This window comes from Ferrovibrio sp. (assembly GCF_964218355.1).
In the GTDB taxonomy this organism is placed as follows: Bacteria; Pseudomonadota; Alphaproteobacteria; order Ferrovibrionales; family Ferrovibrionaceae; genus Ferrovibrio.
Map to the genome: position 1 here is coordinate 105,799 of NZ_CAXPMC010000013.1, position 9,340 is coordinate 115,138.

The 9,340-nt window shown below is 67.4% G+C and carries 10 protein-coding genes and 1 tRNA gene; 7 read left to right on the forward strand and 4 right to left on the reverse strand.

Features of this window, described 5'->3' with window-relative positions:
• Window positions 1–9 precede the first annotated feature (9 nt).
• Complete coding sequence (locus ACEQZY_RS08445) at window positions 10–1,665, forward strand: ExeA family protein (protein ID WP_370153564.1); 1,656 nt, start codon at window positions 10–12, stop codon at window positions 1,663–1,665.
• Between the two features lie 100 nt (window positions 1,666–1,765).
• Window positions 1,766–2,491 carry a general secretion pathway protein GspB gene (locus ACEQZY_RS08450; protein ID WP_370153566.1) on the forward strand — a complete coding sequence of 242 codons (726 nt, stop codon included), beginning with the start codon at window positions 1,766–1,768 and terminating at the stop codon, window positions 2,489–2,491.
• A gap of 7 nt (window positions 2,492–2,498) precedes the next feature.
• Here ACEQZY_RS08450 and fdxA read toward each other — a convergent pair whose 3' ends face one another.
• Window positions 2,499–2,822 carry a ferredoxin FdxA gene (gene fdxA, locus ACEQZY_RS08455; RefSeq protein ID WP_110265544.1) on the reverse strand — a complete coding sequence of 108 codons (324 nt, stop codon included), beginning with the start codon at window positions 2,820–2,822 and terminating at the stop codon, window positions 2,499–2,501.
• A gap of 98 nt (window positions 2,823–2,920) precedes the next feature.
• Window positions 2,921–3,610, reverse strand: a complete 690-nt coding sequence (locus ACEQZY_RS08460) for a zinc ribbon domain-containing protein (RefSeq protein WP_370153568.1) — start codon at window positions 3,608–3,610, stop codon at window positions 2,921–2,923.
• A gap of 25 nt (window positions 3,611–3,635) precedes the next feature.
• Here ACEQZY_RS08460 and ACEQZY_RS08465 point away from each other — a divergent pair, with 25 nt between their 5' ends.
• From ACEQZY_RS08465 to rnk, 5 genes are all read left to right on the forward strand, one after another.
• Entirely contained in the window at window positions 3,636–4,511 is an 876-nt protein-coding gene (locus ACEQZY_RS08465) for a hypothetical protein (protein ID WP_370153570.1), read from the forward strand.
• Between the two features lie 47 nt (window positions 4,512–4,558).
• Window positions 4,559–4,645 (forward strand) — tRNA-Leu (locus tag ACEQZY_RS08470).
• 95 nt (window positions 4,646–4,740) lie between these two features.
• Window positions 4,741–5,229: a VOC family protein gene (locus ACEQZY_RS08475; RefSeq protein WP_370153572.1), complete on the forward strand. Its 489-nt coding sequence runs from the start codon at window positions 4,741–4,743 to the stop codon at window positions 5,227–5,229.
• Window positions 5,230–5,488: 259 nt separating this feature from the next.
• Complete coding sequence (locus tag ACEQZY_RS08480; protein ID WP_110265540.1) at window positions 5,489–6,514, forward strand: TerC family protein; 1,026 nt, start codon at window positions 5,489–5,491, stop codon at window positions 6,512–6,514.
• Window positions 6,515–6,750: 236 nt separating this feature from the next.
• Window positions 6,751–7,179, forward strand: a complete 429-nt coding sequence (gene rnk / locus ACEQZY_RS08485; protein WP_370153574.1) for a nucleoside diphosphate kinase regulator — start codon at window positions 6,751–6,753, stop codon at window positions 7,177–7,179.
• Window positions 7,180–7,340: 161 nt separating this feature from the next.
• Here the strand turns inward: rnk and ACEQZY_RS08490 are convergent, their stop codons facing one another.
• Both ACEQZY_RS08490 and ACEQZY_RS08495 read right to left on the reverse strand, forming a co-directional pair.
• Window positions 7,341–7,916: a rhomboid family intramembrane serine protease gene (locus ACEQZY_RS08490; protein WP_281783189.1), complete on the reverse strand. Its 576-nt coding sequence runs from the start codon at window positions 7,914–7,916 to the stop codon at window positions 7,341–7,343.
• Between the two features lie 90 nt (window positions 7,917–8,006).
• The coding region (locus ACEQZY_RS08495) for a DUF1329 domain-containing protein (protein ID WP_370153576.1) at window positions 8,007–9,340 on the reverse strand (1,334 nt) is incomplete at its 5' end.

Here is a 9,340-nt window from a genome sequence, read left to right on the forward strand (position 1 = left end):
GCCCTTGCCGTGTATACCGAGTTCTTCCAGCTCCGGGAGATGCCGTTCTCGATCACCCCGGACCCCGCCTACCTGTACATGTCCCCGCGCCACCAGGAGGCGCTCGGACATCTGCTGTATGGCACCGGCCAGTACGGCGGTTTCGTGCAGATCACCGGCGAGGTCGGCACCGGCAAGACCACGATCGTGCGTTCGCTGCTCGACCAGAAGCTGCCGGACGTCGACGTGGCCATGATCCACAACCCGCGGCAGAGCGAGCAGGAATTCGTGCACTCGATCTGCGACGAACTGGGCGTCGAGGTGCCGCGCGACACCACGTCGATCAAGGTCCTCGTCGATGCGCTCAATGCGCACCTGCTGAAAGTGCATGCGGCCGGACGCCGCACCGTGCTGATCATCGACGAGGCGCAGAACCTGCAGCCCGGCGTGCTCGAACAGGTGCGGCTACTGACCAATCTCGAAACCGCGAAGGCCAAGCTGCTGCGCATCATGCTCGTCGGCCAGCCGGAGCTGTCGACCCTGCTGGGACGGCCGGAGCTGCGACAGCTCGCCAGCCGCATCACCGCCCGCTACCACCTGCAACCGCTATCCGAGCGCGAAACCGCCGAATACATCGGTCACCGCCTGCGCATCGCCGGCGCACGCTCGCCGATCTTCGAACCCGCCGCCTGCAGCCTCGTGCACCGCTACGCCCAGGGCATTCCCCGCCTGATCAACGTGATCTGCGACCGCGCACTGCTCGGCGCGTACTCGCAGCAGGCCCTGCGGGTCGATGCCGCGACGGTACGTCGTGCGGCGCGCGAGGTCATGGGCGAACAGCCCGCGCTGTTCGAGCCGGATGAGCCGCGCCGCTGGCGCGCCATCGAGACCGGCTGGCTGGTCGCCCTGATCGCCTGCGCCGCCCTGTTCGCCTACACCTTCTGGCCCTCCGGCTCGAGGCCGCCGGCGCCGGCGCAAGCGGTCCGCGCCGCGGACACCCCGCCGACACCGGCCCCGAGTGCAAGCCCGCATCCCGCGGCATCGCCGACCGCGGGCGCCTTCGTGCCGGCCGCACTGCCGCTGTCACCGGCGGAGGATCTGGCGCGCACCGCGCAGCCGCTCTCGGCCGCGCTCGCCCGGCTGATCGGCCTGTGGGGTGCGGAGACGCCGGTGGCAGCCACTGCCGAACTGTGCACCAGCCTGCAGACGCAGGGCCTGGAGTGCTACCGCAGCAGCGGCGACTGGGAGGACCTGTTCGCGATGGACCGCCCGGCGGTGCTGGGCCTCGACATCGACGGCAGTCCGCAGTACGTGCTGCTCGAATCGCTGGATACGCGCAACGCCGTGCTGCATACCGCGCTCGGCCCGATGCAGATCGCCGTCGCCGAGTTGCGCCCGCTGTGGACGGGAGAGTTCCTGTTGCTGTGGCGGCGCGAAAGCCACGCGATCCGCATCGACGCCGAGGCCGGCAGCGCCGATGTCGCCTGGCTGCACGACCGGCTCGTCGAGCTCGGCTATGCCGACGGCGAGCCCCCGCAGATGCTCGACGCGTCGCTGGTGCAGGCCGTGCGCCGGTTCCAGGCCGACCGTGGGCTCGCGGTGGACGGCATCGCCGGCGTGCGCACGCTGATCGAGCTCGGTGATGCGCTGCCCGATACGCCGACGCTGGCGATGAGAGCACCATGAGCACGCCGGCACATCAGCGTCGCACGCCGGACACCGGAAATGGGGTGTTCCCTCGCCCGCCATCCGGCGCCGAGCAGGACGACCGCCGCGGGGGAACACCGTGAGCTATATCCTCGAAGCACTGCGGCGCGCCGAACGCGAACGCCACGCCACGGTGGCCGAACAGCCGGCTGCGGATGCGCGCCCCCCGCAACGCGGGCCGCGTCCGACGACGATGGCTCTGGCCGGCGCCACGCTGTTTCTCGCCGGAATCGGTGCCGCGCTGATGTTGCTGCGCCCGTCTGCGCCCACGCCGGCACCGGTCGAACCGGCAACGGTCGAGGTCACGCCGACGATGGCACCGGTTCCGACACCCGCCGCAGCCGCGCCCGCGGCGCCGCGACTGTCGGACGCTGCCGCCCTGGCGGGCTACGAGAGCCTCGACGACGTGTCACCGGTGTTCCAGGGCAGCCCCCCGGCAGCGCCGGCGCCCGGACGTACCTCGATCGCAACGGCCGATGCCCCCCAGCCGACACCGGACAGGCCCGGCGGGAACGCGGTCGGCCAGAAGCCGCAAACCACGGCGACGCCTGCCGCCGATGTCGCGCGCACGCTGCCGCCGCGACTGGCGGAAATGCCCGAAGGCTTCCAGTCGAGGTTTCCGTCGCCGCTGATCCAGGTGCACGTCTTCGACGCCGACCCGGCACGCCGCTGGATCATGGTCGACAACCGGCGTCATGCCGAAGGTGCGGTGCTCGACAACGGTCTGCGCATCGCCGAGATCCTCGGCGACGGCGTGATCTTCGTGTTCGACGAGCGGCTCGTGTACTGGCCGCTGAACCGCTGAGCCCCGCTCAGCGCTCGAGCAGCGCCAGCTTGTCCGGCTTGCCGTCCCATTCCTTGGCGTCGGCCGCCGGCTCCTTGCGCTCGGTGATCACCGGCCACTCCTTGGTGAGTTGCGCGTTGATCTCCTTGAAGTGCGCCTGATCCTCCGGCAGATCATCCTCGGCGAAGATGGCTTCCGCCGGGCATTCGGGCTCGCACAGGGTGCAGTCGATGCACTCCTCGGGATCGATCACCAGGAAATTCGGACCTTCGTGAAAACAGTCGACCGGGCAGACTTCCACACAGTCGGTGTACTTGCACTTGATGCAGTTTTCGGTAACGACGAAGGTCATGGGCGCAACTCGCAAATGGTCCTGGCTGGCTGGAAAGCTGGCAGCGTTGAGCCGGCGATATTAACCGATCACCGCCTGCCGACGGCGCATCCCGGCACTCAGGCCGTCGGATCGTCGCCGGGCACCTCGGGCCGCTGCGGCGGCCGCGGCTTGAACGTCAGGTCCAGCAGGTGCGTGCTGAAGCTGCCGTTGCGGCGATCGTCGAAGAAGTGCCGGAGGCTGTGCCAGATCGTCGGGAAGGCTATGTCGTCCCAGGGAATCTCGTCCTCCCGCATCAGGACGACCTCGGAACTCTCCGGCGTCGGACCGAACTCCTCCGAGAGCAGTCGCCCGCAATGCACCATGTACACTTGGCTCACGTAGGGGACGTTCATCACCATCAGCAGCGATCCGACCTCGACCTCGGCGAGCGATTCCTCGCGCGCCTCGCGCGCGGCGCCCGCCGCGCTGGTCTCGCCCATCTCCATGAAACCGGCCGGAAACGTCCACAGGCCCAGGCGCGGCTCGATGTTGCGCCGGCACATCAGCACGCGGCCGTCGCGCCATTCCGGAATCACGCCGACGATGACCTTCGGATTGCGGTACTGCACCTGGCCGCAGCTCGGGCAGACGTGCCGCGGCAGGTGATCGCCGGCCGGCACGAGAAAGTCGACCGAGTGTCCGCAGACGTTGCAGAAGCGCGTTTGAGCGTGCATGAGCCGTGAATTGCAGGGAGCGCGGGCACTATAGCGGTTCAGTGGATTTGCCGACGCAAATCGGAGAACATTCGGCGCCAAGATCAAAATCATTCAAACGGCTTTCTGGGGGATGCGCATGAACAAGATTTCGTATCTGGCCGCCGGCCTGCTGCTTTGCGGCCCGGTGTTCGCGCAGGACGGCGGCGACGCCCAGGCGGGCAACAGCTTCGCCGACATCAGTGATGCCGAATCGGGCAGCGATACGCCGGATGCGAACAGCTTCGCGTCGGATACCTACGATGCCAACAGCTTCACGTCGGACACCTCGGACGCGAACAGCTTCACTTCCGACACCAGCGACGCCAACAGCTTCACCTCGGATACCTCCGACGCGAACAGCTTCAGCTCCGACACCAGCAACGCCAACAGCTTCGGCGGGGACACCTCGGATGCCAACAGCTTCGGCGGCGGCTTCGACAGCGCGGACAGCGGCGGCTACGAACCGGAGCCCGAGGAAGACACGCCCTGGGAGCTGTATGCCGGTGCCGACTACGTCTGGACCACCGCCTCGTTCTCGAAGCAGAGCCTGATCGACGACTTCGGCGGCGACCGTTTCGACTCGAGCATGTACCGCGTCCGCGCCGGCGTGCGCCTGTTCGAGAAGATCGGCCTCGAGGCACAGATCGGCACCGGCGACACCAGCGTCGGTGAGCTCAAGGCCGACGAGTTCAGCACCGACCAGTTCTACGCGGTGTACTTCATCCCGACAGGCGTGCTGCTCGATCTCATCGAAGTGGGCGCCGCCATCGGCTACGCCCATGTCGACCTCGAGCGCCCCGGTGTCTCCGAATCCGTCGGCGGCGCCAGCTTCGGCGTGAACTTCGAGATCCCGCTGTTCACCAGCGAATCGCTCGAACTGCGCGTCGGCGGCGGCGCCACCGCCTACCGCGCACAGCCCTCCGCCCGCATCTACGGTTATCACGCCGGCCTGCGGATCGACTTCCGCCTCTGAAGATCGCCATCACGGGCACGCGGCCGGCCGATATAATGCGCGGCCGCGCCGAAGTGGCGGAATCGGTAGACGCAGCGGACTCAAAATCCGCCGCCCTTAAAAGCGTGTGGGTTCGAGTCCCACCTTCGGCACCAGCCTGATCGCAACGCCCGCACGACGCGGGCGTTGTCGATTGCGGCGCCTGCCAGTCGACCAGTCGTCAGCCAATACGGCGACAACGGAGATCGACATGGGCAAGGCCAAATCCATTCCGGACGGCATGCACACGGTGACACCGCACCTGGTGTGCCGCGGTGGTGCGGATGCGATGGCGTTCTATATCAAGGCATTCGACGCGACCGAGGAGGGCCGCTTCGTCGGGCCGGACGGGCGCCTGATGCATGGCTGCATCCGCATCAACGGGTCCTCGGTGATGCTGGCCGACGAGTTCGTGGAGCATGGCTCGCTGAGTCCGCAGTCCCTGAAGGGGTCGCCGGTCACGGTCCACCTCTATGTGAACGACGCGGATGCCTGCTTCGAACGCGCCGTCGCCGCCGGTGCCCGCGTCATCATGCCGGTGGCCGACATGTTCTGGGGCGACCGTTACGGGGTGCTCGAAGACCCCTTCGGCCATCGCTGGTCCATCGCGACCCACCTCCGCGACGTCGCCTACGAGGACCTGCCCCGGGCGATGGCGGACGCCCCGCCGCCGCCCTGTCCCCAGGGAACGGCGGGCTGAGCCTGCAGCAGAGGCCCCGGCAGCCCCGGAGCGGCGCCGACGCGGTCGTGGCATGCGCAACCGGCTTGCGCAAAACACGGCTTGCCGCTTCAATAGCACGCAGCTCTCACGGGGAGTAGCCGGGGCCTCACCCGCTCCCGCGACGTCGTCAGCACGGGTACGGGAGTACCCCGGCGTCACGGCCCGCGCCTCGCGCGGATGGCAAGACCGAACAGGCTGGTTGGATGTCCCGTGCCCGTTCACTTTTCAGGTCCTGCCCATGGTCTCCATCGGAACCCCGCTGCTCTGGTCGCTGTTTGCCCTGTTCGTCGCCGTCGCCCTTGCGGTCGACTTCTTCGCCCTCAACCGTCAGGGCGCGCACAAGGTCTCGATGCGCGAGGCCGCGATCTGGACGGTGATCTGGGTGGCGGTGAGTTTCGTGTTCGTTGCCTTCCTGTGGTGGGAACTCGGCGGCACCGGTGACGACGCCGGCGCGCGCGCGCTGGCCAACGACAAGGCACTGGAGTTCATCACCGGCTATCTGGTCGAAAAGGCGCTCGCGGTCGACAACATCTTCGTCTTCCTGATGCTGTTCACCTACTTCGCGGTGCCGGCGGAGTTCCAGAAGCGCGTACTGATGATCGGCATTCTCGGCGCACTGCTGCTGCGCGCGATCCTGATCCTGATCGGCGCCTGGATGATCGCGAAGTTCCACTGGATCCTCTACGTCTTCGGCGCGTTCCTGGTGTTCACCGGCGTGAAGATGTGGTGGGCGGCGGGCCAGGAGCCGGATCTCGAAGACAACCCGGCCTTGCAGTGGATCAAGCGGCGCATGCGTATCGCGCCGGACTACGACGGCGAGAAGTTCTTCACGCAGATCGACGGCGCACGCATCGCCACCCCGTTGCTGGTCGTCGTCCTGCTGATCGGCATCGTCGACGTGATCTTCGCGGTGGATTCCATCCCGGCGATCTTCGCGATCACGGTCGATCCGTTCATCGTGCTCACGTCCAACGTGTTCGCAATCCTGGGCCTGCGCGCGATGTATTTCCTGCTGGCCAGCGTGCACGAGCGTTTCCATCTGCTGCCGTACGGCCTGGCGATCGTGCTCGTGCTGATCGGCACGAAGATGCTGCTGATCGACGTCTACAAGATTCCGGTCGCGTGGTCGCTCGCTGCCACGGTTCTAGTGCTGGCAGTGACGATGCTGCTGTCGGTCTACGTACCGCCGAAGGACGGCGGCCAGCCGCGCGGCGCCTATCCGTTCTCGCGCAGGAAGCAGCGTCCGGAACAGCGCGAACAATGAGGCGGACGGCGCGGCGTTGACTTCGACATCCCGCTTGCCGATGATCGTGTCGTCATGCCGGTGAATCACGCACAGCGCCGCTGCCAGCAGCGCGCAGGACATTTCGTCGCAGGCTCCTGAACCCCGGGGCCGGCGCCGTTCGGCGTTTCATCCGTCCCCGGGGCACGCACCACCCTTCCTTCCTCTTCTCCCAAGTTTGCGGCGACACGCCGCAGACGACTCATGGAGTGCGTGTGATGAATACCCTGTTCCCGGCCGCCACCGCGGACCGCAAGACCGGTCCGTCGTGTGACACGCCGGCGCTGCTGATCGACTTCGACACCTATGACCACCTCCAGGCGCTGGCGCACCGCTGCGAGCACCTGCCGGAGGTCACCGCCGGGCTGCTGCAGGAACTCGACCGGGCGCAACTCGTCGCACCCGATGCGCTGCCGGACGACGCCGTGCGCGTCGGCTCGCGGGTCACCTACCAGGACGACGCCAGCGGCGCGATCCGCACCGTCCACCTGGTCTGGCCGCAACAGGCCGACGTCTCGGCGATGCGCATCTCGGTGCTGACGCCGATCGGCACCGCGCTGATCGGCCTGCGCGCCGGTCAGCGCATCCGCTGGCGGCTCGGCAACGACGACCGGCGGCTGGTGGTGCTGGGCGTTGCGCCTGACTAGGCGCCTGGGCGGCAGAAACGCGCGCGGCTGCGGCGTCGCCATTTCGGCCATCTTCCACACTGCCTCGCGGCCGATAGTCCCCTGCTACTGGCCTCGAATCGACGCGAAATCTGCCTCGAAATGGCTTTGCCTCGCCTGCGCGGTGCCTACCGCCCAGGCTCCTAGCGTCGGGCGCGCCGCCGCCACGAGCGCAGCAGCAGCAGGCCGCCGGCGAGTCCGCCCAGGTGGGCAAAGTGGGCGACCCCGGACATCGTGCCGGTAACGCCCGCGTACAGCTCGAAGGCGGCGTACAGCGTGACGAACACCGGCGCCGGCAACGGAATCGGCGGGAACAGCAGCATCACGCGGCGTCGCGGGAACAGCAGCGCGTACGCACCGAGCAGCCCGAACAGGCCGCCGGAGGCACCGACCGTCGGCACCGGGTCGCTGAAGCCCTGGGTGATCAGCTGCGCGAGCGCGGCGGCGAACACGCTCGCCGTGTAGAGCTGCACGAACCGGACCGAGCCGATCGCCCGTTCGACCTCGCGACCGAACATCCACACGCCGAGCATGTTCACGGACAGGTGGAACAGGCTGCCGTGCAGAAAGGCGCTGCTGACGACCTGCCAGAACTCGAAGCCGGCACCCAGCGGCCACAGTGCGAAGTGCCGGATCAGGCCGTCGGCCGCCATCATCTGCAGCCCGAAGACGGCGATGTTGGCGATCAGCAGGACAGTGGTGACGGGGGCGACAGCCATCTGGATCGGGCGGAGTGGACGCGAGCCGGCAGTGTAGCGGCAAAGAAAATGCCGCCGACCCGCGAGGTCGGCGGCATCGGTCGAAGGGGCCTACTTCGTTGCGAGCTTCGAGACGCTGGTCGGGCTGAAGTCCTCGACGGAGAACTTGCGCGTCGTGGTCTCTTCGTCCTCGTTGTTCGCCGCCATCACCAGGTAGCGCGCGCTCTGCAGGTCGTAGACCGTCTCGAGCACCGGCAACTGGTAAGGCTTGTCGTAGGCGATCACGTGGTGGCCTTCCTGGACGCGCCACATCTGGTCGCGCTGGTCGTAGACATCGACGGCGACGATCTGCCAGGAATCCTCGTCGACGTAGAAGGTGCGCCGCTTGTAGAGATGATTGACGCCGGGCTTGACGAAGGAGTCGACGACCCAGACGCGGCGCAGCTCGTAGCGCGCGTAGTCCTGGTTGATATGACCCTTACGCATCACGTCGCGGTATTTCAGCTTGTCGCTGTGGATCGCGTAGCTGTTGCCCGGAACGTAGATCTCCTTCTTGCCGACCAGTTTCCACTGATAGCGGTCCATCGCGCCGTTGAACATGTCGAGCTGGTCGTTGGTGCGCAGACCGTCCGATGCCGTTCCCGGGTTGTCATAGGCGATGTTGGGCGCGCGGCGCAGGCGCCGCTGCCCGGGGTTGTACTGCCAGGCACCGCGCGGCTCCTTGACCTGGTCCATGGTCTCGTGGACCAGCAGGATCGTGCCGGCGAGGCGGGCCGGCTCGGTGGTGAGCTGCAGGAAGTACAGGATCTTGTTGTTGAGCGACGCCGGATCGACGTCCGGCTGGTTGTAGACGAAGAACGCGTCCTCCTGGATCTTCACCAGGTTGTAGTCGCCGGCCGTGGTCACGGCGAACTGGTTGTTCCAGCGACGCACGCCACTGTCGCGATAGCGGACCTTGTGGTTCCAGATCACCTCGTGGCCGTTCTGCGGGATCGGGAACGGAATGCCGGTGATCGCCCCCTGCAGCGCTTCGCCGTTGCCGCCCAGCGTCGCACTCGTCGCGTTCTTTGCGGTGGCGTCGTAGATGAACTGCGGATTGGCGAAGGTGCGGCGCGTCTTGTAGACCTTCATCGAGTAGCTGTCCGGGTACTTCTCGAACAGCGCGACCTGCCCCGGCGTCAGCCTGGCCTTGTGCTCCCCCAGGTTCTTCGACGTGATCGTGAGCAGCGGCTTGTCGTCGGGGAAGGGGTCGCAGTAGCGGGCACCTTCGCCTTCGAAGCAGGGCGGCGCCTTGGTCAGGCCGCCCTCCCAGGCGGGAATGCTGCCATCGGCACTGGCCGCGGCGGTTGCACCGACCGGCGTCAGCGACTTGCCGAGCTTGGCCGCCTCGTCCGCGGACACCTTCGCGAATGTCGGGCCGGCGGCCAGCAGGCCGGCCACCAGCG

Excerpts from the sequence above, each read along its gene's own strand:
- ACEQZY_RS08475 (WP_370153572.1), top strand. The coding sequence starts at position 4,741 with ATGGGCAAGGCCAAATCCATTCCGGACGGCATGCACACGGTGACACCG.
- ACEQZY_RS08480 (WP_110265540.1), top strand. The coding sequence starts at position 5,489 with ATGGTCTCCATCGGAACCCCGCTGCTCTGGTCGCTGTTTGCCCTGTTC.
- fdxA (WP_110265544.1), bottom strand. The coding sequence starts at position 2,822 with ATGACCTTCGTCGTTACCGAAAACTGCATCAAGTGCAAGTACACCGAC.
- ACEQZY_RS08465 (WP_370153570.1), top strand. The coding sequence starts at position 3,636 with ATGAACAAGATTTCGTATCTGGCCGCCGGCCTGCTGCTTTGCGGCCCG.
- ACEQZY_RS08490 (WP_281783189.1), bottom strand. The coding sequence starts at position 7,916 with ATGGCTGTCGCCCCCGTCACCACTGTCCTGCTGATCGCCAACATCGCC.
- rnk (WP_370153574.1), top strand. The coding sequence starts at position 6,751 with ATGAATACCCTGTTCCCGGCCGCCACCGCGGACCGCAAGACCGGTCCG.
- ACEQZY_RS08460 (WP_370153568.1), bottom strand. The coding sequence starts at position 3,610 with ATGATTTTGATCTTGGCGCCGAATGTTCTCCGATTTGCGTCGGCAAAT.